General features: G+C 54.6%; 23 protein-coding genes. 4 read left to right on the top strand and 19 right to left on the bottom strand.

From position 1 onward, the window contains the following. Nucleotides 1-239: 239 nt before the first annotated feature. The 3 genes from coaE to yacG are packed head-to-tail and all read left to right on the top strand — an operon-like array spanning nucleotide 240 to nucleotide 1,854. Nucleotides 240-854 (top strand): dephospho-CoA kinase, encoded by a 615-nt coding sequence (coaE, locus tag AC2FCQ_RS16745; RefSeq protein ID WP_209635093.1) that lies wholly within the window; start codon nucleotides 240-242, stop codon nucleotides 852-854. 5 nt (nucleotides 855-859) lie between these two features. After that, nucleotides 860-1,612, top strand: a complete 753-nt coding sequence (zapD, locus tag AC2FCQ_RS16740) for a cell division protein ZapD (protein WP_209635091.1) — start codon at nucleotides 860-862, stop codon at nucleotides 1,610-1,612. Nucleotides 1,613-1,662: 50 nt separating this feature from the next. Then, nucleotides 1,663-1,854, top strand: a complete 192-nt coding sequence (gene yacG / locus AC2FCQ_RS16735) for a DNA gyrase inhibitor YacG (protein ID WP_037426075.1) — start codon at nucleotides 1,663-1,665, stop codon at nucleotides 1,852-1,854. A gap of 41 nt (nucleotides 1,855-1,895) precedes the next feature. Here the strand turns inward: yacG and mutT are convergent, their stop codons facing one another. From mutT to secM, 3 genes are all read right to left on the bottom strand, one after another. Next, nucleotides 1,896-2,300, bottom strand: coding sequence for an 8-oxo-dGTP diphosphatase MutT (mutT, locus tag AC2FCQ_RS16730; protein WP_490308621.1), 405 nt, complete (start codon nucleotides 2,298-2,300; stop codon nucleotides 1,896-1,898). 103 nt (nucleotides 2,301-2,403) lie between these two features. Next, a complete protein-coding gene (gene secA / locus AC2FCQ_RS16725) occupies nucleotides 2,404-5,115 on the bottom strand; it encodes a preprotein translocase subunit SecA (protein ID WP_490308623.1) in 2,712 nt (903 codons plus the stop codon). An 87-nt stretch (nucleotides 5,116-5,202) separates the two neighbouring features. Next, nucleotides 5,203-5,736, bottom strand: coding sequence for a secA translation cis-regulator SecM (gene secM, locus AC2FCQ_RS16720; protein WP_209635085.1), 534 nt, complete (start codon nucleotides 5,734-5,736; stop codon nucleotides 5,203-5,205). Nucleotides 5,737-5,762: 26 nt separating this feature from the next. On the opposite strand from secM, the gene AC2FCQ_RS16715 reads away from it, so the two are divergent. Beyond that, nucleotides 5,763-6,287 (top strand): DUF721 domain-containing protein, encoded by a 525-nt coding sequence (locus tag AC2FCQ_RS16715; RefSeq protein WP_209635083.1) that lies wholly within the window; start codon nucleotides 5,763-5,765, stop codon nucleotides 6,285-6,287. 14 nt (nucleotides 6,288-6,301) lie between these two features. Here the strand turns inward: AC2FCQ_RS16715 and lpxC are convergent, their stop codons facing one another. The 16 genes from lpxC to mraZ all read right to left on the bottom strand — a co-directional run bounded on the left by lpxC (nucleotide 6,302) and on the right by mraZ (nucleotide 24,152). Beyond that, nucleotides 6,302-7,219, bottom strand: a complete 918-nt coding sequence (gene lpxC / locus AC2FCQ_RS16710) for a UDP-3-O-acyl-N-acetylglucosamine deacetylase (RefSeq protein WP_037426060.1) — start codon at nucleotides 7,217-7,219, stop codon at nucleotides 6,302-6,304. 103 nt (nucleotides 7,220-7,322) lie between these two features. Beyond that, nucleotides 7,323-8,477 (bottom strand): cell division protein FtsZ, encoded by a 1,155-nt coding sequence (gene ftsZ / locus AC2FCQ_RS16705; protein WP_004950150.1) that lies wholly within the window; start codon nucleotides 8,475-8,477, stop codon nucleotides 7,323-7,325. A gap of 74 nt (nucleotides 8,478-8,551) precedes the next feature. After that, nucleotides 8,552-9,808, bottom strand: a complete 1,257-nt coding sequence (gene ftsA, locus AC2FCQ_RS16700; protein WP_004950148.1) for a cell division protein FtsA — start codon at nucleotides 9,806-9,808, stop codon at nucleotides 8,552-8,554. Continuing rightward, a complete protein-coding gene (gene ftsQ, locus AC2FCQ_RS16695) occupies nucleotides 9,805-10,656 on the bottom strand; it encodes a cell division protein FtsQ (RefSeq protein ID WP_209635081.1) in 852 nt (283 codons plus the stop codon). Before ftsQ ends, ftsA begins: the two co-directional genes overlap by 4 nt. A 1-nt stretch (nucleotide 10,657) precedes the next feature. Beyond that, nucleotides 10,658-11,578: a D-alanine--D-alanine ligase gene (locus tag AC2FCQ_RS16690; RefSeq protein WP_490308624.1), complete on the bottom strand. Its 921-nt coding sequence runs from the start codon at nucleotides 11,576-11,578 to the stop codon at nucleotides 10,658-10,660. Further along, a complete protein-coding gene (gene murC / locus AC2FCQ_RS16685; RefSeq protein WP_209635076.1) occupies nucleotides 11,568-13,046 on the bottom strand; it encodes a UDP-N-acetylmuramate--L-alanine ligase in 1,479 nt (492 codons plus the stop codon). Before murC ends, AC2FCQ_RS16690 begins: the two co-directional genes overlap by 11 nt. Before the next feature lie 83 nt (nucleotides 13,047-13,129). Then, nucleotides 13,130-14,194, bottom strand: coding sequence for an undecaprenyldiphospho-muramoylpentapeptide beta-N-acetylglucosaminyltransferase (gene murG / locus AC2FCQ_RS16680; RefSeq protein ID WP_209635074.1), 1,065 nt, complete (start codon nucleotides 14,192-14,194; stop codon nucleotides 13,130-13,132). Nucleotides 14,195-14,197: 3 nt separating this feature from the next. Continuing rightward, on the bottom strand, nucleotides 14,198-15,400 hold the full coding sequence (ftsW, locus tag AC2FCQ_RS16675) for a cell division protein FtsW (RefSeq protein ID WP_209635072.1): 1,203 nt from the start codon (nucleotides 15,398-15,400) through the stop codon (nucleotides 14,198-14,200). After that, nucleotides 15,397-16,716: a UDP-N-acetylmuramoyl-L-alanine--D-glutamate ligase gene (murD, locus tag AC2FCQ_RS16670; protein ID WP_209635070.1), complete on the bottom strand. Its 1,320-nt coding sequence runs from the start codon at nucleotides 16,714-16,716 to the stop codon at nucleotides 15,397-15,399. The genes ftsW and murD overlap by 4 nt, the downstream gene beginning before the upstream one ends. 2 nt (nucleotides 16,717-16,718) lie before the next feature. Next, on the bottom strand, nucleotides 16,719-17,801 hold the full coding sequence (gene mraY, locus AC2FCQ_RS16665; protein ID WP_012005208.1) for a phospho-N-acetylmuramoyl-pentapeptide-transferase: 1,083 nt from the start codon (nucleotides 17,799-17,801) through the stop codon (nucleotides 16,719-16,721). After that, complete coding sequence (gene murF, locus AC2FCQ_RS16660; RefSeq protein ID WP_490308625.1) at nucleotides 17,795-19,156, bottom strand: UDP-N-acetylmuramoyl-tripeptide--D-alanyl-D-alanine ligase; 1,362 nt, start codon at nucleotides 19,154-19,156, stop codon at nucleotides 17,795-17,797. The genes mraY and murF overlap by 7 nt, the downstream gene beginning before the upstream one ends. Further along, complete coding sequence (gene murE / locus AC2FCQ_RS16655) at nucleotides 19,153-20,640, bottom strand: UDP-N-acetylmuramoyl-L-alanyl-D-glutamate--2,6-diaminopimelate ligase (protein ID WP_490308626.1); 1,488 nt, start codon at nucleotides 20,638-20,640, stop codon at nucleotides 19,153-19,155. The genes murF and murE overlap by 4 nt, the downstream gene beginning before the upstream one ends. Then, complete coding sequence (locus AC2FCQ_RS16650) at nucleotides 20,627-22,390, bottom strand: peptidoglycan glycosyltransferase FtsI (RefSeq protein ID WP_209635064.1); 1,764 nt, start codon at nucleotides 22,388-22,390, stop codon at nucleotides 20,627-20,629. Before AC2FCQ_RS16650 ends, murE begins: the two co-directional genes overlap by 14 nt. Nucleotides 22,391-22,432: 42 nt before the next feature. Then, complete coding sequence (gene ftsL / locus AC2FCQ_RS16645) at nucleotides 22,433-22,753, bottom strand: cell division protein FtsL (protein WP_012005204.1); 321 nt, start codon at nucleotides 22,751-22,753, stop codon at nucleotides 22,433-22,435. Beyond that, nucleotides 22,750-23,691: a 16S rRNA (cytosine(1402)-N(4))-methyltransferase RsmH gene (rsmH, locus tag AC2FCQ_RS16640; protein ID WP_209635062.1), complete on the bottom strand. Its 942-nt coding sequence runs from the start codon at nucleotides 23,689-23,691 to the stop codon at nucleotides 22,750-22,752. Before rsmH ends, ftsL begins: the two co-directional genes overlap by 4 nt. A 2-nt stretch (nucleotides 23,692-23,693) precedes the next feature. After that, complete coding sequence (gene mraZ, locus AC2FCQ_RS16635) at nucleotides 23,694-24,152, bottom strand: division/cell wall cluster transcriptional repressor MraZ (protein WP_037420797.1); 459 nt, start codon at nucleotides 24,150-24,152, stop codon at nucleotides 23,694-23,696. Between the last annotated feature and the right edge of the window lie 814 nt (nucleotides 24,153-24,966).

Genomic DNA, 24,966 nt, shown 5'->3' with positions numbered 1-24,966 from the left:
ATACGCGCTAATAATCCCCGGACAAGACTGCGAATTCTCGATTATTTACGCTACAATCCGACAAATTTACCTGCGAAACCGCAATGTGAGCTCCCGCTCATTTTTCCTTTCTGGCTGCGGTTTTTATCAACGTACAACGCTAGCGACCAGACAAGCGCCACCTGCTGACTTGCACTTCTGCGCGATCGCTTTATGATTCGTCTATTATTTTTTTATGAATACCAGGTGCATTTCCTACCATGGCCTACATTGTTGCGTTGACAGGAGGTATCGGCAGCGGTAAATCAACCGTAGCGGATGCCTTTGCACGCCACGGCGTGACGGTGGTCGACGCTGACGTCATTGCGCGGCAAGTTGTTGAGCCAGGCACCCCGGCTCTGGCAACCATCGCCGATCGTTTTGGTAATGAAATGTTGCAGCCTGACGGCACACTTAACCGTGCTGCACTGCGTCAGCGTATCTTCAGTAACCCTGATGAAAAACGCTGGCTAAACCAACTGCTGCACCCGCTGATTCATCAGGAAACCCAACGCCAATTGGCGCAAGTCACTAGCCCCTATGCACTTTGGGTCGTACCACTGCTGGTGGAGAATAACCTGCAGGCGCGTGCTGACCGCGTGTTGGTGGTCGACGTTGACAGTGAAACTCAGTTGGCCAGAACCATTGCCCGCGACGGTATCAGCCGTCAGCAGGCGCAGAACATACTGTCCGCACAGGTCACGCGTGAACAGCGTCTGGCCGCTGCTGATGACATAATTGATAATAGCGGCGCTGCTCAGGGGATAGAGCCATTAGTTGCCGCACTGCATCGCCGTTACCTTGAGCTGGCGGCATCAGCGACCCGACAGGATTAAACTGAATGAGTGATGTTTCCCCAAGCGTTCTTTTTGAACACCCGTTGAATGAAAAAATGCGCACCTGGTTGCGTATGGAGTTTTTACTGCAACAGTTGCACGGCCAGCGCGCATTGAGTGAAACAGCCATCGCCTTGACGTTCTTCCGTACCATTGCCGATCTGCTGGACGTACTGGAACGTGGCGAAGTACGCACTGAGTTACTGAAAGAGCTGGAACGTCAGCAGCAAAAACTGCTGGCATGGTCCGATGTGCCGGGCGTTGATATGTCGCTGGTGGATCAGTTGCGCAACCAGTTAAAACACTGTGCTGCTGCCCTGATGTCCGCCCCGCGCCTCGGACAATCGCTGCGTGAAGACCGGCTGATTAGCCTGGTGCGCCAACGTCTGAGCATCCCTGGCGGTTGTTGCAGTTTTGACTTACCAACGTTGCACATGTGGATGCATGCGCCTCAGCAGGAACGGAATGACGACGTCAGTCAGTGGCTGCAAACGCTCGAACCGCTGAACCAGGCACTGACCATGGTGCTGGATCTTATTCGCCAATCCGGGTCATTTCGCAATCAAATCAGTCTGAATGGCTTCTTCCAGGATAACGCTGAAGGGGCCGATCTGTTGCGCTTGCGCATCAACCTGGCCCACCAGCTTTACCCACAGATTTCTGGCCACAAGACGCGCTATGCGATCCGCTTTCTGCCGCTGGACAGTGAGTTTGGCACAGTGCCGGAGCGATTAACCTTTGAGTTGGCCTGTTGTTAACCCAATGAAATAAAAACCTTTCATACGTTGGAAGGGTGTAAGGAACTGATATGACGACCGTAGTGAAATGCCCAACCTGTGGCAAAGGGGTGGTATGGGGTGAAGTCAGCCCATTCCGCCCATTTTGCAGCAAACGCTGTCAGCTGATTGATCTGGGCGAATGGGCTGATGAAGAAAAACGCATTCCCAGCAGCAGTGATTTGTCAGAAAGCGAAGACTGGAGCGAGGCAGACGATCGCTGATCGTCGTGCTTACCGGCCTGGCATTTACCAGGCCGGCTGCTTTACTGCGCAGCGTTAGCCTGCGCCACCAGCAGTTTAATAATACTGACATTGGCCTCTGGGAAGTCTTCCTCCCGTAAATCAGCCTGCTTCACCCAGCGCATTGGCTGCCCTTCACGGCCAAACGGCTCGCCCGCCCAGCTCTCCACCAAATAAAAATTCAACGTCACGATACGATCGCTAAAGTGGTGCTCAAGGACTTCCAGCAGCTCTGCACGTTCGGCCTCAATGCCGGTCTCCTCCAGCAGCTCACGCTTAAGCGCCTGTTCCGCCGTCTCACCCTGCTCAATCTTACCGCCTGGAAACTCCCAAAAACCGGCCATATGTGAATCGGCCGCTCGCCGGGTAATAAAGATTTCCTGCTGGGCGTTACGAATGATGCCGACAGCAATGTTCAGGTGTTTCATCGCATTCTCCTGATTGATTCATTCATTAGGGCCGCAGTTCGCCCAAAAAACAGGGGTTCAGCATGCTGAACCCCTGGGTTTTATTGGTTACACACCGCCGGATTTACTTCTGCAGACGGCCGTGGCACTGCTTGTATTTTTTACCGGAACCGCAAGGGCAAGGATCGTTACGGCCAACTTTGCGTTCTGCGCTCGCTGGTGCATCAGGATCTTCGGTAACAAGCGCGTTTTCTTCGTAATGGCTCAACTGTTGCTGTTTAGCCAAGCGCTCAGCTTCTTCGCGGCGTTGCTGTTCCAGTGCTTCAACCTCTTCCGGCATCCGCACCTGCACTTTGCTCAGCACGCTGATCACTTCATGTTTCAGTGACTCAAGCATGGTCGCAAACATGTTGAAAGACTCACGTTTGTATTCCTGCTTAGGATCTTTTTGCGCATAACCACGCAGGTGGATACCCTGGCGCAAGTAGTCCATGGCCGCAAGATGCTCTTTCCACAGTGAGTCCAGCGTTTGCAGCATCACGCCTTTTTCGAAGTTGCGCATCATCTCGGCGCCAACAACTTCTTCTTTACGTTTGTACTCTTCTTTGGCTGTTTCCAGAATACGCTCACGCAGCGTTTCTTCGTGTAGCTCTGGCTCTTTATCCAACCATTCTGCAATTGGCATATCCAGATCGAAGTCGTTCTTCAGGCGTTCGGTCAGCCCCTGAACATCCCACTCTTCTTCCAGTGACTCTGGCTGAATATAAGCGTCGATGGTGGTTTTGAACACATCTTCACGGATGCTGCTGATGGTTTCGCTAACGTCAGACACGTCCAGCAGCTCGTTACGCTGGCTGTAGATAGCACGGCGCTGATCGTTGGCCACATCATCGTATTCAAGCAGCTGTTTACGGATATCGAAGTTACGGCTTTCCACTTTGCGCTGTGCATTGGCAATGGCTTTGGTGACCCACGGGTGCTCAATGGCCTCACCTTCTTTCATACCCAGTTTGCGCATCATGTTGGAAACGCGATCAGAGGCGAAAATGCGCATCAGGGCATCTTCCATCGACAGGTAGAAACGGGACGAACCGGCGTCCCCCTGACGACCAGAACGGCCACGAAGCTGGTTATCGATACGGCGAGATTCATGACGCTCGGTACCAATAATGTGTAAGCCACCTGCGGCTAACACGGCATCATGGCGAATTTTCCAGGCCTCTTTAATTGCAGCAATTTGTTCTTCAGTTGGATCTTCCAACTGGGCAATCTCTGCTTGCCAGCTGCCGCCCAAGACGATATCGGTACCACGACCCGCCATGTTGGTGGCGATAGTAACCGCTGACGTCTGCCCGGCTTGCGCAACAATATCCGCTTCCATGGCGTGGAACTTGGCGTTCAACACCTTATGGGCAATACCGGCCTTCTCGAGTTCACGCGAAACCACTTCAGATTTCTCGATTGAAATCGTACCAACCAGTACTGGTTGGCCGTTTGCGGTACGCTCACGAATGTCTTCAATGATAGCGCCAATCTTCTCCAGTTCAGTCATGTAGACCAAATCAGGCATATCTTTACGCAACATTGGGCGGTTAGTCGGCACCACAATGGTATCGAGCTTATAGATAGAGCTGAATTCGAAGGCTTCGGTATCGGCAGTACCGGTCATCCCGGCCAGCTTCTCGTACAAGCGGAAGTAGTTCTGGAAGGTGATCGATGCCAGCGTTTGGTTCTCGTTCTGGATTTCCACGCCTTCTTTGGCTTCAACTGCCTGATGCAGACCATCAGACCAGCGACGACCGTGCATAGTACGACCGGTGTGTTCATCAACGATGATGACTTCACCGTCTTTTACGATGTAGTCAACGTCACGGGTGAACAGTACGTGGGCGCGTAACGCAGCCGTTACGTGGTGCATCAGCATAATGTTGGTTGGTGAGTACAGTGACTCCCCCTCATCCATAATGCCGGCGTCCATCAGCATTTCTTCGATCAGGATCAGACCGCGTTCGGTCAGGTGTACCTGACGCGCTTTCTCGTCAACCGAGAAGTGACCTTCACCCTGGAAGGTATCTGAGTCTTCTTTTTCCTGACGAATCAGTTTAGGAATCAGTTTGTTAACCTTGATGTACATCTCCGAGCTGTCTTCAGCCGGACCCGAGATGATCAAAGGAGTACGCGCTTCATCGATCAGGATGGAGTCAACCTCATCCACCAACGCATAGTGCAGCTTACGCTGAACGCGTTCCTCAGGGCTGAATGCCATGTTGTCGCGCAGGTAGTCAAAACCGTATTCGTTGTTGGTACCGTAGGTAATGTCTGCGGCATAGGCTTCACGCTTAGCCGGTGCTGGCATACCTGGCAGGTTAATGCCGATGCTTAGACCGAGGAATTCGAACAATGGACGGTTGTTTTCGGCGTCACGCTGTGCCAGATAGTCGTTCACGGTGACCACATGCACACCACGGCCACTCAAGGCGTTCAGGTAAGCCGGCAGGGTTGCGGTCAGAGTTTTACCTTCACCAGTACGCATCTCTGCAATACAGCGATCATTCAGTACCATACCGCCCAACAGCTGTACGTCGAAGTGACGCATGCCGAATACGCGCTTACTGGCCTCACGCACGACCGCGAAAGCTTCCGGCAGCAGGTTTTCCAACACTTCGCCCTTTTCCAGGCGCGCACGAAACTCGTTGGTTTTGGCTTTCAGTTCGTCATCGGACAGTTTTTCCATGTCCGGTTCCATCTGGTTGATCAGCTCAACCGATTTGCGCATGCGGCGCAGCGTACGATCGTTACGGCTACCAAAAACTTTGGTCAATAATTTCACTAACATGATGTTTGATATCTCTGTCATGACGGCCAACACAGGCAGTCAATTTGCTGTTATTTTTTAGGTTTTTTGTCGCCCGGCGGGCAAAAATCAGATTAGGGCAGCGGGCCCGGCGCGAATGCCCTGCACCTGTGCGAGCCACAACCCGGTCTGATGCTGCGCAAAGGCAGGCAGTACGGCATGGTGGGTATCACGAATGATGGTTGGCGGCTTCGGCTCATGCGTCAGCAGCGCGTTAAGCGTAGAAAGCAGCGCCAGTTGCGCTACCTGCAAAGGGGGTTCAGCCACTTCCGCTTCGTTTTCCTGCACGCGCGCATAGACGGCCTGCGGCGCAAGAGCAAAAGAAAGGTGACGAATGACAGTGCGAAGCGCATGCTGGTGCCAGTAATCGACACTGAAGGTCGGGCGGCGATGCGCTTCTTGCAGTAACGCCAGGCTCTTAAAGGCATTACTGGCGGAATTTTGCCGGTTCAGGCTGGACGAGGTACTCGGCAGAGCGGCTTGATCAGGTGCGCCGGACAGATTTGAAGGTACGCCAAGCGTGGCCGCAACCATCCCTAACAGGAGATGGGGCCAGAAATAACGTCTGCCAAATTGTCGCCAACGATTTAGAATACCGATCACGAGTTTATTATCCGCCGGAGCCCATTATGCGCGATAGCCGTCCACAATTATTAGATTCCCTGTTCGACGACGCGTCTGCAGAAGACAAAGGGCCGCTGCATAACGTCCAGCAACGCGCAGTGGCGCTGCTTAAGCTTAACCGTGCAGTGAAAGGTCTGTTACCGGTTCAACTGCATCCTTGGTGCCGCGTCGCGAATTTCCGACAGGGTATTTTAGTGCTAGAAACAGCAAATGCCAGCTGGATGATGCGCCTACGCTACGAACAACCGGCTTTATTATCTGCACTACGAGCGCAAATTCTACCATCATTGTCGTCGATCGACATCAGGATTAATCCGGCCTTGATGGCAAAAGGGAGCAACCTTGCGCAGAGCACCGCAAAAAATGCAGGAAATGCACAGCCGAGCGCACCGATGCGTCATCTGAGTCAGGAAAGTGCTAAAGAATTAAGGGGATTGGCGAGCAGAAGCCCAGAAAAACTGCGCAAGATATTGGAACGACTGGCGTCGTTGGCCGGAGAGAGTGCCAACGCGACCAGTCGTGATAAGTAATCAGCGGTATCGACTTATGCCAATACGGTAGACGGAGCTTTGAATGCCAGTGGCATTTCTGCTTCGTCCTGGAAAGTGACGTATTCCCACGCTTCCTGTTTTGCCAGAACGGCTTGCAGCAGCTTGTTGTTCAGCGCATGGCCAGACTTGTACGCGGTAAACGCGCCAATGATGTTGTGGCCGCACATGAACAGATCGCCGATAGCATCCAGCATTTTGTGACGAACAAATTCGTCTTCAAAACGCAGGCCATCTTCGTTCAGAACGCGATAGTCATCTACCACGATGGCGCAGTCAAAGCTGCCGCCCAACGCCAAACCACGCGACTGTAAGTATTCAATGTCACGCATAAAACCGAATGTACGCGCACGGCTGATTTGGCGCACGAACGAGTCGGCAGAGAAATCCAGGCGGTAGCGTTGCGTACTGGCGTCGATCGCCGGGTGGTTGAAGTCGATGGTGAAGTCCAGGCGGAACCCGTTATGCGGGGACAGCTCAGCCCACTTGTCGCCATCTTCAACACGCACGGTGTCTTTCAGACGCAGGAATTTCTTCGCAGAGTTCAGTTCTTCGATGCCGGCATCCAGCAACAGGAAGACGAACGGGCTAGCACTACCGTCCATGATTGGGATCTCGGCGGCGTCAACTTCGATAACGATGTTGTCGATGCCCAACCCAGCCAGCGCGGCATTAAGATGCTCAACGGTAGAAATACGCACGTCATGCTCATTCACCAGGCAAGTACAGAGCATGGTATCACGCACGGATTTTGCATCAGCCGGAAAATCAACCGGTGGATTCAAGTCAGTGCGACGATAGATGACCCCGGTATTAGCCGCCGCGGGGCGCATTGTCAGCGTGACTTTCTTGCCGGTATGTAAACCGACACCCGTCGCCTGAACAATACGTTTTAATGTCCTTTGTTTGATCATCGTTTTATCTCGCAATGTTATCAATCCTACCGACCAAGCATACAGCATGGCCGGCGGGACAGTTTAGCACAAAGAGCGGAGATTCCAAATTCTCAGGATATTCTTAGTCTGCCTGCTTACGCAGGAAAGCAGGAATATCAAGATAGTCGGGCTCTTTATTAGGCTGCGCAGTCGGATCGTTAACTACCTTGGCGGCAGGTTTCACTTCCTGCGGCAACGGCGACATGCCGTGCTGCTGGTAGCGATGATCCATCACTGGCTGGCTAGCCTGTTTGTTGGTCACCAGCGTGATTTCTGGACGTTTGTCCATGCCGATACCCGTCGCAACCACGGTCACGCGCAGTTCGTCGTTCATTTCCGGATCCAATGAGGTACCGATAACCACGGTGGCATTGTCGGAAGCGAAAGCACGAATGGTGTTACCCACGGTTTCGAACTCATCCAGACGTAGGTCAAAGCCTGCGGTGATGTTGACCAGCACGCCGCGAGCACCGGACAGGTCGATGTCTTCCAGCAGTGGGCTGGAGATCGCCATTTCCGCCGCTTCTTCAGCACGGTCTTCACCACAGGCAACGCCAGAACCCATCATCGCATAGCCCATTTCGGACATCACGGTGCGCACGTCAGCGAAGTCAACGTTCATCAGGCCTGGACGGGTGATCAGTTCGGCAATACCCTGCACCGCACCTTTCAGTACGTCGTTGGCCGCGCCGAACGCGTCCAGCAGAGAAATGCCACGACCCAGAACTTTCAACAACTTGTCGTTCGGGATAGTGATCAATGAGTCCACGTGTTTGGACAATTCTGCGATACCCTGCTCAGCGAATGCCATGCGTTTCTTGCCTTCAAAATTGAAAGGCTTAGTCACCACGGCCACTGTCAGAATACCCAAATCTTTAGCCACTTCAGCAACAACTGGCGCTGCACCGGTACCGGTACCGCCGCCCATGCCGGCTGCAATGAAGACCATGTCTGCGCCATCCAGTGCGGCGCGCAGGGCTTCACGGTCTTCTTCCGCTGAATTGCGACCCACTTCAGGGTTCGCGCCTGCCCCCAGACCTTTGGTAATACCGCTACCGATCTGGATGGTTTGGCCAACTGCCGTTTTACGAAGCGCCTGAGCGTCTGTATTAACGGCAAAGAATTCAACACCTTCGATGCGCTCGCGCACCATGTGTTCAACGGCGTTGCCACCGCCACCGCCGACGCCGATGACTTTAATCACCGCGTCATTGGTTAGTTCCATTGGTTCAAACATAGTTTCTCTCCGTTTTGTGCCTGTCGCTGCGAGATCATAAAAAGATTACTCAGCATGATCTCTTTGTTGAAACATTAAAACTCTTTTCTCAGCCAGCTATTGATGCGTTTAAACCAATTGCCCACTGAGGCGCGTTTTTCTACTTCTGCCTCACCACTCAGGTGAGACTCTTTTCCATAGTGCAGCAGACCTACCGCCGTAGAGTAGTAAGGCTCCTGCGCATAATCCGTCAGACCCGTGATGTTCAAGGGTTGGCCGATGCGTACCTGGGTGTGGAACACCCGTTGCGCACAAGCTGCCAGGCCATCAATTTGGGCAGCGCCACCGGTCAGCACAATACCTGCTGCCAAATGATGCTTCACCCCTTGCTGACGCAGTTGCTCCTGCAATTGCAAAATTTCATCGTTAACCAGATTCAACAGTTCGGTGTAGCGTGGCTCAATAACTTCAGCCAGTGTCTGTCTTTGCAGACTACGAGGAGGACGCCCCCCAACGCTTGGCACCTCTACACTTTCATCCTTGCTAACAATCGACCCAAGCGCACAGCCGTGTCGAACTTTGATCGCTTCCGCATCTGTCGGCGGCGTGCCGAAGGCGTAGGCGATATCGCTGGTGACCACGTTCCCGGCATAAGGGATCACTTTGGTGTGGCGCAACGCACCGCCGGTGTACACCGCCATATCCATGGTGCCGCCGCCGATATCCACCACACAAACACCGAGTTCGCGCTCATCTTCGGTCAGGACTGCATAGCTGGCAGCCAAACCGGCGAAAATAAGTTGGTCTACTTTCAGACCGCAACGTTCTACTGCTTTAACAATGTTCTTCGCCATGTCGTTATGACAGGTGATCAGATGCACCTTGGCTTGCATACGCACGCCGGACAACCCAACGGGGTTTTTGATGCCTTCCTGATAATCGATAGCGTATTCCTGAGGGATGACGTGCAGGATGCGGTGTTCGTCACGCACGCGTACCGATTTAGCGGTATGCACTACGTTCTCGACATCTTCCTGTGTCACTTCCTCTTCGGAAATAGGAACCATCCCTATTTCGTTCTGGCAACTGATGTGTTTACCCGATAATGCGAGGTAAACCGAAGAAATCTGACAATCAGCCATCAATTCGGCCTGATCGATAGCGCGCTGTACGCACTTCACTACCGACTCAAGGTCGTTAACGCCACCCTTATCCATACCGCGAGACGGGCAGCTGCCCACCCCGATAATGTTGACCATGCCATCGGGCAGAACTTCCCCTACTAATGCGGAGACTTTTGCAGTACCGATCTCCAGCCCAACTACCAGTTTTCTGTCCGTCGACTTGATCATTGTTGTTTTGCCTGTGCCTGATTCTGTTGCTGATTACTGTTTTGCTGATCGCCTGCTGCCTGCGGGTCGATAAACACTGGGGCCCAACCTACCGATGCGCCGGACTCATAACGTAAGTCGACATAGCTGACTCGCTTACTCTGAGCCTGCCCCTGCTGCTGCAATACCGGGTAAAGCTCGATAAAGCGCTGCAGGCGTCCGGTGCGATCGTCGCGTCCCAGCTCCAGCCGAACATCATTATCCAAAGCCAGCTGCCAGGAATGGCGGGCACTCATGGCCGCCATTTTCAGCGTATATTTGCTGGCTGCTAGCATGCTGCTCATGGCCCGATAACCTTCCAGAACATCCTGTTCGCTCCCTTCCGGACCATAGAGCAGCGGCAATTTTTGTTTGCCAATTCGTTCTGCTGGCACGCTGAAGGACTTGCCTTCGGCATCCACCATGTGCAAATCATTCCAGCGCGCTACCGGGACATATTCCACCAGGTGGATTTTCAGCTCATCCGGCCATTGCTTGCGCACGCTGGCCTGCTTGATCCACGGCAGGCGTTCAATCTGCTGCTGGATGATATCCACATCCTGCGTCATGAACGTACCCGGCGATCCCAACGCCAAAATTGCCTGGCGAATATCGTCGTTGGTGGTGTAGTGACGTTCACCGGTCACCACCAGTCGTGACAGCGGCAGGCGGCTGGCATCTTTCATCCAGCCAATCACCGCCCAGCCACTCCACAGGATCGTTCCCAACACCATCAGCAGGAAAATCATTCCCGCTAATTGGGTTCCATTGCTGCGGCGCGGGTTATTATCCACCTCGCGTTCACGCGCATTCAGGGCAGCTTGCGACATATCAGTCGGCCAATTCCAAAATTCTCGCTACCAGCTGCGAGAAGCTTAAACCAGATTGGCGCGCTGCCATCGGCACCAGACTATGACTGGTCATGCCCGGCGAGGTATTCACCTCAAGCAGATAGAAGCTGCCATCGCTATCCTGCATCACATCCACGCGGCCCCAGCCGCTGCAGTCCAGCCCACGGTAGGCGCGTAACGCCAGGGCAGCCATTTCGGCTTCCTGTTCCGCCCCCAGGCCACTCGGACAGAAATACTGCGTATCGTCCGAAATATACTTGGCCTGATAGTCATAAAACACGCCAGCCGGTTGAATACGGATTGAAGGCAATACCTGATCGCCCAACATCGCAACCGTGTATTCCGGGCCGCTCAGCCACTTTTCGACCAGCACGTCGTCGTCATGGAGGAAAGCCTCTTCCAGCGCCCCTTCAAGAGTGGCACGCTCAGTGACTTTGCTCATGCCAACGCTCGATCCTTCACGACTCGGCTTGACGATCAGCGGTAGGCCCAGAGCGTCGATGCGAGCAATCAGCGCAGACTTCTCAGCACCAACATACTGCTTACGGTTCAGTGCCACATAAGCTGCCACCGGTAAACCCATCGACTGCCACACCATCTTGGTGCGCCATTTGTCCATGGTCAGCGCCGACGCCATCACGCCACTGCCGGTATAAGGGAGTTCAAGAAACTCCAGCATCCCCTGCAGAGTCCCGTCTTCACCACCGCGGCCATGCAGCGCGATAAATACTTTGGTAAACCCGTGCTCTTTGAGCTGGGTTACCGGGAAGTCACGAATATCAATGCCATGCGCATCAATACCGGCTTCACGCAATCCGGCCAGGACGGCGGCACCAGATTGCAATGACACTTCACGTTCAGCGGAGGTACCACCCAGCAGTACGGCAACTTTATCGGCCATGGTGTTCCTCCTCTTTTTTCTGCGGCTGCAGCTTAAGCTCGGCCAGTTTTCGAGCCACCTTGCCCACGTTACCGGCACCTTGCACCAATACCAGGTCATCTGCTTGCAGCAACTGCGCCAAGGTTTCCGGCACGGTGTCTGGATCGGAAACCAAAATCGGATCCAACTTGCCACGGCTGCGGATAGTGCGGCACAGCGATCGGCTGTCCGCCCCTGGGATTGCCGTTTCGCCCGCGGAGTACACGTCCAGCATCAACAGCACATCCACCTGCGACAATACGTTAGCAAAGTCGTCGTACAAATCACGGGTACGGGTATAACGATGCGGCTGGAAAATCATAACCAATCGTTTATCCGGCCAACCCGCGCGCGCTGCTTTCAGCGTAGCGTCCACTTCTGTTGGGTGGTGGCCATAATCGTCCACCAGCATTGCGGTACCCTCTTTGCCGTTAACCGGCGTCAGCGGGAACTCGCCCAAGAAATCGAAGCGGCGACCGGTGCCCTGGAAACCTGCCAGCGCACGCAGGATATCTGCGTCATCGATCCCTTCTTCTGTCGCTACCGCCACTGCCGCTGCCGCATTCAACGCATTGTGGCGACCCGGTGCATTCAAGGTCACCGTCAACAACGGCTTGTCCTGACGGTTCAGCGTAAAGTGGCCCTGTGGCCCAACCTGGCGATAGTTTTCGATGCGAACATCAGCGTCTTCGCTAAAACCGTAAGTGGTGATATGGCGACCCACACGCGGCAGCAATTCACGCACTACGGGGTCATCAACACACATCACCGCACGGCCGTAGAACGGCAGATTGTGCAAGAAATTAATAAACGTCTGCTTCAAGTTTTCGAAGTCGCCTTGGTAAGTCTCCATATGGTCGGCTTCGATATTGGTGACAATCGCCACCATCGGCTGCAGATGCAGGAACGACGCGTCGCTTTCATCCGCTTCCGCGATCAGATAACGGCTGGACCCCAGACGTGCATGGGTACCCGCCGCTTTCACCAGCCCACCGTTGACAAAGGTCGGATCCAGGCCAGCTTCAGCATAAATGCTCGATACCATTGCCGTGGTGGTGGTCTTGCCGTGCGTACCGGCCACGGCAATGCCGTGGCGGAAACGCATCAGTTCGGCCAGCATTTCCGCGCGGCGGATCACCGGAATACGCGCCTCACGCGCGGCAACAATTTCCGGGTTGTCGGCAGAGATGGCGGTAGAAACCACCACTACGCTGGCATCCAACACATTCTCCGGGCGGTGATGGAAGTAAATCGTCGCCCCGAGCGCACTCAACTGTTGGGTTACCGGGTTTGGCGCCAGGTCAGAACCGCTGATTTGATAACCTTCGTTAGCCAACACTTCGGCGATACCACCCATGCCGGCGCCACCGATGCCGACAAAGTGAATGTGCCGGACGCGTCGCATCTCGGGCACGATAGTACGTAGTTTCGCCAGTTGTTGTGTATTCATCACTCTCTCTAATCCGGGTCCGGCATACCGGGCCCCTACATGACATTCTTTAATTCAGGCCCGGTGTACCGAACCCCTGCATATTATTTAGCGACTCGCACCAGCTCCGCCGCTACGCGTTCAGTGGCGTCAGGAATGGCTACCGCGCGGGCCTTCTCGGCCATCGCCAGCAACGTCGGACGATCCCAGCTTGCCAGCAGCTCCGCCACCACATCGGCGTTGAACTGCGGCTGCTCGATAATCTTCGCCGCACCGGCTTCTTCCAGCGGACGGGCATTCCAATACTGTTGACGGTCTTTATGCTGGAATGGCACAAAGATCGCCGGCAGGCCTGCTGCTGCGATCTCACTGACGGTCAGAGCACCGGAACGGCACACCACAACATCAGCCCAGGCGTAAGCAGCGGCCATGTCATCAATAAACTCGGTCACCTTATGCTGTGTCTGCCCTACCCTCTCGTAGTCGCGCAGCACAGTTTCCAGAGCCCCTTTGCCCACCTGATGCCAGAGCGTTATTTTATCGCCCAATCTCGCTGCGACTTCAGGAACTGTCTGATTCAGCACTCGAGCCCCCTGACTTCCGCCAATCACCAACACACGAATCGGCCCTTCACGCCCGTTCAGTCGCTCTGCCGGTAGCGGCAATGCCAGTACATCGGTACGGACTGGGTTACCCACAACCGCCGCGTTCGGAAACGCACCAGGGAACGCCTGCAAAACGGTTTTGGCAATGCGCGCCAACCAGCGGTTGGTCAGGCCAGCAATGCCGTTTTGCTCATGCAGCACCACCGGAATGCCGCACATCCATGCAGCCAAACCGCCGGGGCCAGAAACATAACCGCCCATGCCCAGCACCACGTCCGGCTGGTAACTGCGCATAATCGCTTTCGCTTGGCGTACAGCATGCCAGATACGCAGTGGTGCGCTCAGCTGGGCTTTCAGCCCTTTGCCGCGCAGGCCAGAAATACGGATGAAATCAATCTCGATCCCGTGCTTTGGCACCAGATCGGCTTCCATTCGGTCTGCGGTTCCAAGCCAGCGCACCTGCCAGCCTTGCGCCATCAGATGATGAGCGACCGCCAGCCCCGGGAACACGTGCCCGCCGGTACCGCCTGCCATCACCATTAAACGCTTAGGTTTCCCGCTCATCCCTTACCTCTTCACAAACGCCTGGGCTTTAGCCAGACGCGTTTCATAATCAATACGCAACAACAGCACGATTGCCGTCGACATAATTAACAGGCTCGAACCACCGTAGCTTATCAGCGGCAACGTCAGACCTTTGGTCGGCAACATACCGGCTGCGGCACCAACGTTTACTAACGCCTGGAAGCTAAACCACACGCCAATTGAACAGGCCAAAAAGCCGGAAAAGCGCTGATCCAGCTCCAACGCGCGGCGGCCAATCGACATCGCACGAAAAGCGACGCAGAATACCATTAACAATGCGAAAACCACACCGATATAGCCCAGTTCTTCGCCTAAAATCGAGAAGATAAAGTCGGTGTGTGCTTCCGGCAAATACTCAAGTTTCTGCACCGAATTGCCCAGCCCTTGCCCCCAGAATTCGCCGCGACCAAAGGCCATCAGAGACTGAGTCAACTGGTAACCGCTGCCGAACGGATCGGCCCAGGGATTCCAGAACGACGTCACACGACGCATACGGTAAGGTTCTGCAATGATCAGCAGCACCACCGCAAAAGCACCGGAGCCGATAATCGCCAGGAACTGCCACATTTTGGCACCGGCCAGGAACAGCATCGCCAACGTAGTGATAAACAGCACCACCACCGTACCGAGGTCTGGCTGTGCCAACAGCAACACGGCCAACACGACCATGACGCCCATCGGTTTGCAGAAGCCCCAGAAGTTGCTACGCACCTCTTCAACCTTACGGACCAGGTAGCTCGCCAGATAACAGAACAGCGACAGCTTGGACAGCTCCGCCGGCTGAATACGCAACGGTCCCAGCGCGATCCAACGCGATGCCCCGTTTACCGAGCTACCCACCACCAATACGATCAACAGCATCACAATCGACATCAACAGCATGACATTGCTGTAGCGCTGCCAGACTTCCATCGGAATACGCAGCGTCACCATCGACAAGCCAAACGCCAACCCGAGATACAAGGCATCACGCTTCGCGAACAGGAAAGGATCGTCCGCCAGACGTTGGCCGATCGGCATTGACGCCGACGTCACCATCACAAAACCGACAATGGCTAACCCGAAGGTCAGCCATAACAGGGTACGGTCATACAGCACCATATTGACCGAGTCGTTATCGCGCGACCCCGCGACCCAGTTCTTAAACAGCTCAGTCAGCCCGAAGTTCGGCAAGCGTAGTCTCATCCGCCGAGCTCCTGTGCCAAGCGGGCGAACTCGTCACCGCGCACTTCAAAATTACGGAACTGGTCCAGGCTGGCACACGCCGGTGACAACAGCACCATATCGCCAGATTGCACCCGGCCGGCAATCGCCTGCATCGCCTGCTCCATGGTATCGGTCAGCGTAGCGACCTCCGGCCGCAGTTGCGCTAACTGCTCACCGTCACGACCAAAGCAGTACAGACGGACATTATCGCCTTGCAGGTACCGCGCCAACGGGGAGAAATCGGCAGATTTACCATCACCACCCAGCAACAGGTGAAGTGTCCCATCCACCTGCAAACCATTCAGCGCCGCTTCGGTACTGCCAACGTTGGTTGCTTTAGAATCATTGATCCAGCGTACGCCGTTATGTTCCCATGCCAGTTGGAAGCGGTGCGCCAATCCGGTAAAGGTCGTTAACGCCTTCAGGCTGGAAGCCCGTGGGATATTCACCGCATCAGCCAATGCCAACGCTGCCAGCGCATTGGTATAGTTATGACGGCCGGTCAGCTTCATCTCGCGCGTGTTTAAAATTTTCTCTCCGCGAACCCGTAGCCAAGTCTCGCCCTGCTGACGGTTCAGGTGATAATCACCCACATCCGCACCAAAGCTAACGCAGCGCTCATCAGCACCGCGCACAGGCATGGTCAGCGCATCGTCCGCGTTCACCACGCAGACTTCCGCATTTTCATAGACACGCAGCTTGGCGGCACGGTACTGCTGCAGGCCAAACGGGTAGCGATCCATATGATCTTCGGTGACATTCAAAATGGTCGCTGCAGTCGCATGCAGGCTGGACGTGGTTTCCAGTTGGAAGCTCGACAGCTCCAGCACATACAGTTGGCACTCTTGGCGTAACAGGCTCAGTGCAGGCAGCCCGATATTGCCGCCGACGCCCACCGCCCAACCGGCTGCTTTTGCCATCTCGCCCACCAGGGTGGTAACCGTGCTTTTGCCGTTGGAACCCGTGATGGCAACGATCGGTGCCTGGGCTTCGCGGCAAAACAGCTCAACATCGCCAACGACTTCAACGCCAGCGTCCACCGCAGCGCTCAACGCCGGGGTCGCCAACGCCATGCCCGGGCTGGCGACGATCAAATCCGCCGCCAACAGCCAGTCCTGATGCAAATCGCCCAGATGGCGCTCTACGCTGTCGGGCAGCTTATCCAGCCCTGGCGGTGATACGCGGGTATCCATAACGCGTGGCGTCACGCCGCGCGCCATAAAGAAATCAACACAGGACAGGCCGGTGAGGCCCAACCCGATGATGACAACTTTTTTACCCTGATAGTCTGCCATGATTACCGCACCTTCAGCGTCGCCAGGCCAATCAGCACCAGCATCAGCGAAATAATCCAGAAGCGCACGATCACGCGTGGTTCCGGCCAGCCTTTCAATTCATAGTGGTGGTGAATCGGTGCCATACGGAAAATACGTTGCCCGCGCAGCTTGAACGATCCCACCTGCAAAATGACCGACAGCGTTTCAACCACGAACACGCCGCCCATAATCAGTAACAGGAACTCCTGGCGCAGCAGCACCGCAATGGTGCCCAGTGCGCCGCCCAATGCCAGTGAACCGACATCGCCCATGAAGACTTGAGCCGGGTAGGTGTTGAACCACAAGAAGCCCAGGCCAGCACCGACAATGGCGGTACAGACAATCACAAGCTCACCGGCGTGGCGCAGATACGGAATGTGCAGGTAGTTGGCGAAGTTCATGTTACCGGTCGCCCAAGCCACCAGCGCAAAGCCCGCGGCGACGAACACCGTTGGCATAATCGCCAAGCCATCCAGCCCATCGGTCAGGTTGACCGCATTGCTGGTCCCCACAATCACAAAGTACGCCAGCAACACGTATAACAGGCCGAGTTGCGGCATGATGTCCTTAAAGAACGGCACAACCAGCTCGGTGGCTGGCGTGTCTTTTCCTACGGCATACATGGCGAAAGCAACCACCAGCGCAATCACCGATTGCCAGAAGTATTTCCAACGTGCAATCAGCCCCTTGGTGTCTTTGCGTACTACCTTGCGATAGTCATCAACAAAACCAACGATGCCATACCCCACCAGTACGAACAGCACGCACCACACGTAAGGGTTGGACGGGTAAGCCCACATCAAGACTGAAACAGTGATGGAGGTCAGAATCATGATGCCGCCCATGGTCGGCGTACCACGTTTGCTGAAATGCGACTCTGGGCCGTCGTTACGCACGACCTGGCCAAAGGACATTTCCTGCAGGCGTTTAATCACCCGCGGCCCCATCCACAGGGAAAGGAACAGCGCGGTCAGCAGGCTGACAATGGCTCGGAACGTCAGGTAGGAAAAGACGTTGAAGCCGGAATAATATTTGACCAAATGCTCGGCCAGCCAAACTAACATGGTGCTTTCTCCTGTAACGCGCGTACTACCTGCTCCATTGCGGCACTACGTGAACCCTTGATTAACACGGTAATTACCGCATGTTCTGACAGTAATTCCGCCACGCGCGCGATCACTGCTGCCTTATCCTGAAAATGTTCGCCGTTACCGGAGGCATCAATCAGCGCCTGGCTTAACGGCCCCACACCCAGCACTTTATCGACTCCCGCCATCCGAGCAGCTTCGCCCACCTGACGGTGACATTCTTCAGCTTCCGCCCCTAACTCTGCCATATCCCCAACCACCATCACCCGGTAGCCGGGCATTTCTGCCAGTACCTGCGCTGCAGCGGTCATGGAACCGACGTTGGCGTTATAGCTGTCATCGAGCAGCAGTTGATGTTCAGAAAGCGCAATCGGGAACAAACGCCCCGGTACTGCCTGTAAATTTGTTAACCCTTGACGCACAGCCTCAAGCGATGCGCCTGCCGACATGGCCAGCGCCGCTGCGGCCAACGCATTGGCGACGTTATGACGGCCCGGCAGCGGCAGCGCGATAGGCGCGGTACCGAATGGGCTGTGCAGCGTAAACTGCGTCCCCTTGCCATTCACCTGCACATCGCTGGCGAAGAAATCGACACCTTCCGCCGCCTGCGGTGAGAAACGCCAGACGGTTTTGCCGCTCAGCGTGCTCTGCCAGTGTGGCCAGTCGTTATTGTCGGCGTTGATGATCCCCACGCCGTCAGCCGGCAAACCGGCAAAGATTTCGCCTTTTGCCTGGGCGACGCCGGCCAAAGAGCCGAAGCCTTCCAGGTGCGCAGCTGCCAGGTTATTCACCAGAGCCGTCTGTGGACAGGTTAATGCCGTGGTGTAAGCAATCTCGCCAATATGGTTCGCGCCCAGCTCAATCACGGCAAAGTCATGCTGCGGTTGCAAACGCAGCAGCGTCAACGGCACACCAATGTCATTGTTGAAATTACCGGCGGTATAGAGCACCTCACCGCACTCACGCAAAATGGCCGCCGCCATTTCTTTCACCGAGGTCTTGCCCGATGAGCCGGTTAACGCCACGACGCGAGTGGGCACCTGTTGGCGTACCCATGCTGCGAGCTGCCCCAATGCCAAACGCGTGTCTTTCACCACCAGTTGCGGAACATCTACCATTAAGCGCTTACTGACCAACAAAGCGCCCGCACCTGCGGCAACCGCATCAACAGCAAAATCATGCGCGTCGAAACGCTCACCTTTCAATGCCACAAACAGGCAACCAGCGGTCACCTGACGGGTATCTGTCGTCACCTCAACGATTTGGCAATCGGCGCCGATCAACTCAGCGTCCAATACATCGGCCAGTGTCCGAAGGGAGACAGGAATCATGCCAGTACCCCCAGAAGACGTGCGACGGTGGTACGATCGGAGTAATCCAGACGGCGATTTCCAACCAGTTGGTAGTCCTCGTGGCCTTTGCCTGCCACCAACACCACATCGTGTTCTTTTGCTTGCATAATGGCGCTGGTGACCGCTTCAGCGCGGCCATGGATGACCAAGGCGCTCCCTGCGTCCAGCAGTCCAGTCAAAATATCTTTGATGATCGCTTGCGGTTCTTCGGTACGCGGGTTGTCGTCGGTCACGACCACACGATCGGCAAATTGCTCAGCAATGCCGCCCATCAACGGACGTTTGCCTTTGTCGCGATCGCCGCCGCAGCCGAAGACACACCACAATTGCCCTGCGCAGTGCAGACGTGCGGCTTCCAGCGCTTTTTCCAGCGCGTCTGGAGTGTGGGCATAATCAACCACGACTGTCGGTTTACCCGGTGCGTTAAACACTTCCATACGGCCACAGACCGGTTGCAGCTCGTGGCCGGTTGCCACTAACTTGTCCAGCGGATAACCCAGCGACAACAGGGTTGCCAATGCCAACAACAAGTTACTGACGTTGAAAGCGCCCATCAGACGGCTTTCAATCTGACCATCACCCCAACTTGAGCTGAAGTGGATAGTGGCACCGTTATCGTGATAATTGACGGAGGTCGTTTTCAACCAACGGCCATGGCAACCTGGCTGCAGATTATCCTGCATGGTCACGGCGACCGCGTCCGGCAACTTACTCAGCCAGCGCTGACCAACTTCGTCATCCGCATTAATAATCGCCTGGCCCACTTCGTGGTTCGCGAACAACGACCACTTGGCCGCTTCGTAATTGGCCATGTCACCGTGGTAATCCAGGTGGTCACGGCTCAGGTTGGTGAATACCGCAGCAGCAAACGGCAGCGCCGCCACGCGGTTTTGCACCAACCCGTGAGAAGAAACTTCCATCGCGGCGAAGGTGGCGCCGCGATCGACCAGCTCGTTTAGCACGTGTTGAACATCCACCGCAGAGCCGGTGGTATTCTCAGTTGGGCACACTTGGCCCAGCAAGCCATTACCAACGGTACCCATTACGGCGCTGGTTTCACCCAGCAGTTGGCCCCACTGAGCCAGCAATTGAGTCGTGGTGGTCTTGCCGTTGGTACCGGTAACGCCGACCAAGCGCAGACGCTCAGCCGGTTCATGGTAAAAACGCCCGGCCAGTGCGGACAGACGTTGATTGAGTTGGCTCAGATAAATCACCGGCACACCATGCATTTCAGTGATAGCGCCGTCTTCTGCCTGTCCTTCGGCTTCGGCAATCACAGCGGCAACACCCTGCGCGATAGCCTGCGGAATATAGCGGCGTCCATCCGTCTGATGGCCGACAACGGCGACAAACAGATCCCCGGCAGCCGCAATACGGCTGTCTAATGTCATTTCCCGCAGCGCGCGCCCGGGCGCCGTCGGCACCCACGGAGCGAGTAAGTCGCGCAAATTACGATCGGCCACCTGAACCCTCTTTTCTGTTAATTACAAAATCGCTTTTCTCTGTGGTGGGCAACGCATCCGGTTCAACGTTCATGGTGCGTAATACGCCACCCATGATCGCGCCAAACACCGGTGCGGAGATCGCACCACCGTAGTATTTCCCACCCTGCGGGTCATTGATCACCACCACCAGAGCGAAACGGGGATTACTGGCTGGCGCAACGCCAGCGGTATAAGCGATGTATCTATTGACGTATTGACCGTCCGGGCCAACCTTTTTGGCTGTACCGGTTTTGATGGCGATACGGTAGCCCTTGATCGCGGCTTTCACCCCACCGCCGCCCGGTAAGGCAACGCTTTCCATCATGTGTACGACGGTGCGCACCAGAGGCTCAGGGAAGACACGCTCACCGGCAACCGGTGGATCAACTTTGGTAATCGACAGCGGACGATAAACGCCCAGACTGCCGATCGTTGCGTAGACTCGCGCTAACTGTAACGGGGTTACCATTAGCCCATAGCCGAAAGAGAAGGTGGCCCTCTCTATGTCAGACCACCGTTGTTTTTTTGGGTATATGCCACTGCTTTCTCCGACCAGCCCCAAATTGGTCGCTTTTCCCAATCCAAAACGAGAGTAAGTATCTACTAACGCTGAGGACGGCATCGATAACGCCAGCCGTGAAACGCCGACGTTACTCGACTTCTGCAAGACCCCGGTCAGGGAGAGTTCCGCGTAACGCGCAACGTCCCTGATTTCCTTGCCGTTGATACGGTAAGGGACGGTATTCAGCACGCTGTTTTCTTTCACAATGCCGTGCTGCAATGCCGTCATGACCACCATGGGTTTCACGGTGGATCCAGGCTCAAAAATATCGGTGATAGCACGGTTACGCATGGTTTCTTTCGGCGTACCGGCCATATTGTTCGGGTTGTAAGAGGGGCTGTTGGCCATCGCCAACACTTCGCCGGTGTTCACATCCACCAGTACCGCGGTACCAGATTCAGCCTTGTTGAACGCCACAGCGTTGTTCAGCTCACGATAAACCAGCGCTTGCAGGCGCTCATCAACACTCAGAACCAGGTTATGCGCGGCCTGGCTGTCAACTGAAGAGATGTCTTCAATCACTCGGCCATAACGGTCTTTACGCACGGTCCTTTCGCCCGGTTGCCCGGTAAGCCAGCGATCGAAGCTCTTCTCAACGCCTTCAATCCCCTGCCCGTCAATGTTGGTTACGCCGATAATATGCGAAGTCACCTGGCCGGAAGGATAGTAGCGCCGTGATTCCTGACGCAGATAAATCCCCGGCAGTTTCAGTTTGTGGATGTAATCGCCGATCGCCGGGTTTACCTGGCGCGCCAGATAGACAAAGCGCCCCTTGGGGTTAGCATTAATGCGGGTAGAAAGCTGATCCAGCGGGATATTCAGCGCATCAGACAGCGCCTTCCAACGGCTGTCCAGCGTAATGCCACCGCGCTCATTCAGTTCTTTCGGATCAGCCCAGATAGCATTTACCGGGACACTCACCGCCAACGGACGGCCTGAGCGATCGCTGATCATACCGCGTGACGTCGGGACTTCCTGCACGCGCAGTGAACGCATGTCGCCTTCTTTCACCAGGCGGTCTGGGTTAATCACCTGCAAATAAGCCACGCGCAGCATCAACCCTACCAACGCCAGCAAAATACAGCCGCACAGCAACGCAAAACGCCAGCTTACAAAGCTGGCTTGATCTTCCTGGCGTTTCAACTTACCGGGCCGTGCTGCTTTCATGCGTTCCCTTTCTACTCCGTGTAATGATTTCAGTTAAACCATTCATTGTTTAACGATGATATTTTCCTGCGATGGATCAACATGTTGCATCTGCAGTTTTTCAGTAGCGATACGCTCTACCCGACTGTGATCCCCAAGAGCATTCTCTTCCAGAATCAGGTTGCGCCACTCAATGTCCAGAGCGTCTCTCTCTAAAACAAGCTGTTCGCGTTCGGCGGTCAATAAACGCGTGCGGTGCGCGGTGGTCACCACGAACACCGCAGATACCAGCGAAGCAATCAGCAAAATCAATGGGATCTTGGCGTTGCGCAGCAAATCACCGCCAATGACCCCGACCAAACCGTGACGCTCGTTGCCAATCACGCTGACATCCTCTCGGCAATACGCAGCACCGAGCTGCGCGCACGTGGGTTTTCTGCGACTTCGGCATCGCCAGGCATCATCTTGCCCAGCGCCTTGAGCGTGCGCCCGCCCATGCTGCGCAGCTGCTCTTCAGTCAGCGGAATACCCGCAGGTACCTGAGCACCGCGGCTATGATGGCGCATGAAGCGTTTAACAATGCGATCTTCTAACGAGTGGAAGCTGATGACAGACAGGCGTCCCTGTGGTGCCAGTACTTCCAACGCGCCGTCCAGCGCACGTTCAATCTCTTCCAGTTCACTGTTGATATAGATGCGGATCGCCTGGAAACTGCGGGTTGCCGGATGCTTATGCTTATCCCGGAACGGGCTGGCATTGGCGATCAAATCAGCCAGTTCTTTGGTTCGTGTCATTGGCTCAACGAGGTTTCTTTCTACGATGGCGCGAGCAATGCGCTTGGCGAAACGCTCTTCACCGAAGGTTTTCAACACCCAGGCAATGTCGTCTGCTTCTGCTTTCATCAACCATTCAGCAGCCGACTGGCCGCTCGATGAGTCCATGCGCATATCCAGCGGACCGTCACGCATGAAGGAAAATCCGCGTTCTGCGTCATCAAGCTGTGGGGAAGAAACGCCCAGGTCGAGCAAAATACCGTCAATCTGCCCCACTAATTCGCGTTCCCGCACATAGTGTGACAAATCGGAGAAGGGGCCGTGTACGATGCTAAAACGAGGATCTTCAATAGACTTGGCGGCTGCAATCGCCTGTGGGTCGCGGTCAATTGCCAGCAAACGTCCTTCCGGCCCTAGCTGGGACAGAATCAGACGCGAATGACCACCGCGGCCAAAAGTACCGTCGATATATATGCCGTTACTGCGAATATTGAGGCCGTTAACCGCCTCATCCAACAGTACGGTAGTGTGTTTGTAATTTTCCAACATGCTTATAGCGACAAGTCCTGTAGCCGCTCAGACAACGGTTCCTGAGTCGACTGTTCTGCGTCAATATCATCCTTGACTTGTTGATACCAGGTCTGTTCATCCCACAGCTCAAACTTGTTGAACTGCCCGACCAGCATCACTTCTTTTGTAAGCCCGGCGTGCTGACGTAGCGTAGTGGCTAACAACAACCGACCGGCACTGTCCATCTGACACTCACTGGCATGTCCCAACAACAGGCGCTGAACGCGGCGCTCGGCGGGATTCATACTCGACAGACGGGATAACTTTTGTTCAATAATTTCCCATTCGGGCAGTGGATAAAGCAGCAGGCAGGGCTGGTGGAGGTCAATGGTACAGACCATTTGGCCTTGCGATTGCTCGTTCAGCAAATCCCGATAACGGGTCGGTACGGCAAGCCGCCCTTTGCTGTCGAGGTTAACCATCGTTGCTCCACGGAACATTCCTGAGTTACCCCTTCACGACCGTTTTCACCACTTTACCCCACAAATTCCCACATAATGGAGTTTACGGAGGGTATGAAAACCTTGTCAAGCCAGAGCGCCAGCGCTTTGGCAATATTTCTTCGGTCATTTTGGGAGCTAGCTCGCGAAAGGAACGCGATTTATTAGATGATTAAAAATTAACATCATGATAAACGGGGAGAATTTTCTAAGCGGAAAGAACGTGATTAAAAACCTGACAAATCGGCGATTAATTAACTCAATACTTCCTTCTGCAATCGATGTCTCATTTTTCAGCTCGGCAATCACAACCCTGTAACCCCGCGCGAGCCGCAGCGGGCAAGGCCCAGCGTCACCTCACCCTAAAGGTAAAATATGTCATAAGCTATTGAGTTAATAACGCTCAATGGTTATTTCACTCCAAGACGGGCGCTATTTTACTTCAATTAATGCGCCAGTGATCAGTCCGGCAGGAAAATAAATCACTCGGATATTACGAGGCGAGCCAATTTCGATTTAAATCAATTTAGTAAGATTATTCTCAAAACACCTGTTTACAATTATGGTTTCATTTCCTTACATCATTTATTCCCACAATTTTTAGTGAGAATAATTGCTTCGTGACCAAAACCAACACAACTCATTGTTTTTTATTGAATAGTTAGAATGCATCCCTTTTTAATCCCTTCGCGCCATATTCTTCTCCATTCTCTCAGCACAAAAACCACACAAGGCACTCAAATAAAAATATTCGACTACTTAATCAACGCATGACGAAAGCGTAAACTACATAAAGAATTAAAAACCAGATTTA

It is taken from the genome of Serratia sp. CoH_134_PS_4, assembly GCF_058190535.1.
The sequence above is the reverse complement of the archived record's forward strand: the minus strand, read 5'-3'. Positions and strand labels throughout refer to the sequence as shown.

Excerpts from the sequence above, each read along its gene's own strand:
- ftsQ (WP_209635081.1), bottom strand. The coding sequence starts at position 10,656 with ATGTCGCAAGCTGCCCTGAATGCGCGTGAACGCGAGGTGGATAATAAC.
- mutT (WP_490308621.1), bottom strand. The coding sequence starts at position 2,300 with ATGAAACACCTGAACATTGCTGTCGGCATCATTCGTAACGCCCAGCAG.
- zapD (WP_209635091.1), top strand. The coding sequence starts at position 860 with ATGAGTGATGTTTCCCCAAGCGTTCTTTTTGAACACCCGTTGAATGAA.
- rsmH (WP_209635062.1), bottom strand. The coding sequence starts at position 23,691 with ATGTTGGAAAATTACAAACACACTACCGTACTGTTGGATGAGGCGGTT.
- AC2FCQ_RS16690 (WP_490308624.1), bottom strand. The coding sequence starts at position 11,578 with ATGGCCGATAAAGTTGCCGTACTGCTGGGTGGTACCTCCGCTGAACGT.
- AC2FCQ_RS16715 (WP_209635083.1), top strand. The coding sequence starts at position 5,763 with ATGCGCGATAGCCGTCCACAATTATTAGATTCCCTGTTCGACGACGCG.
- murD (WP_209635070.1), bottom strand. The coding sequence starts at position 16,716 with ATGGCAGACTATCAGGGTAAAAAAGTTGTCATCATCGGGTTGGGCCTC.
- yacG (WP_037426075.1), top strand. The coding sequence starts at position 1,663 with ATGACGACCGTAGTGAAATGCCCAACCTGTGGCAAAGGGGTGGTATGG.
- mraY (WP_012005208.1), bottom strand. The coding sequence starts at position 17,801 with ATGTTAGTTTGGCTGGCCGAGCATTTGGTCAAATATTATTCCGGCTTC.
- ftsA (WP_004950148.1), bottom strand. The coding sequence starts at position 9,808 with ATGATCAAGTCGACGGACAGAAAACTGGTAGTTGGGCTGGAGATCGGT.
- ftsZ (WP_004950150.1), bottom strand. The coding sequence starts at position 8,477 with ATGTTTGAACCAATGGAACTAACCAATGACGCGGTGATTAAAGTCATC.
- secA (WP_490308623.1), bottom strand. The coding sequence starts at position 5,115 with ATGTTAGTGAAATTATTGACCAAAGTTTTTGGTAGCCGTAACGATCGT.
- ftsW (WP_209635072.1), bottom strand. The coding sequence starts at position 15,400 with ATGAGACTACGCTTGCCGAACTTCGGGCTGACTGAGCTGTTTAAGAAC.
- murF (WP_490308625.1), bottom strand. The coding sequence starts at position 19,156 with ATGATTCCTGTCTCCCTTCGGACACTGGCCGATGTATTGGACGCTGAG.
- murG (WP_209635074.1), bottom strand. The coding sequence starts at position 14,194 with ATGAGCGGGAAACCTAAGCGTTTAATGGTGATGGCAGGCGGTACCGGC.
- murC (WP_209635076.1), bottom strand. The coding sequence starts at position 13,046 with ATGAATACACAACAACTGGCGAAACTACGTACTATCGTGCCCGAGATG.
- lpxC (WP_037426060.1), bottom strand. The coding sequence starts at position 7,219 with ATGATCAAACAAAGGACATTAAAACGTATTGTTCAGGCGACGGGTGTC.
- coaE (WP_209635093.1), top strand. The coding sequence starts at position 240 with ATGGCCTACATTGTTGCGTTGACAGGAGGTATCGGCAGCGGTAAATCA.
- AC2FCQ_RS16650 (WP_209635064.1), bottom strand. The coding sequence starts at position 22,390 with ATGAAAGCAGCACGGCCCGGTAAGTTGAAACGCCAGGAAGATCAAGCC.
- mraZ (WP_037420797.1), bottom strand. The coding sequence starts at position 24,152 with ATGTTCCGTGGAGCAACGATGGTTAACCTCGACAGCAAAGGGCGGCTT.